Consider the following 341-nt stretch of genomic DNA (forward strand, 5'->3'; position numbering starts at 1 on the left):
TATGCGAGCGTATGTACCCTAACTATGCCATGTTTTGTGAGAATACAGAATTTGCGGAAGCTCGAATCTATCGTGATGTTTTGGATAGTATTTGGGAAATCCTAACGGTTAAAACGGCGAAGGTGAACTTTGAACGCCAATTAGAGAAGGTTGAAGAACTTTTCCCTAGCGCAGACGATTTTGACTTCTATGGTGTTTACCCTGCAATGGACGCTTGCCAAGGTTTGGCAACGCTTGTTCATGGTCTGCTTGACCGCGAGCATATGTTTGAAGCTGTGATCAAAGTAAGCCAACAGTCGGTTAAAACGGTTGCTGAGCTTGAGTTCGCTCAAGGCGCTGAA

At 44.9% G+C, this 341-nt stretch carries 1 protein-coding gene; it reads left to right on the forward strand.

Translation table 11 applies throughout. The features are described 5' to 3' along the window. The coding region (locus A3712_RS03150; protein ID WP_157618701.1) for a DUF416 family protein at positions 1–341 on the forward strand (341 nt) is incomplete at both ends.

The organism is Vibrio sp. HI00D65 (assembly GCF_001635455.1).
Taxonomy (GTDB): Bacteria; Pseudomonadota; Gammaproteobacteria; order Enterobacterales; family Vibrionaceae; genus Vibrio.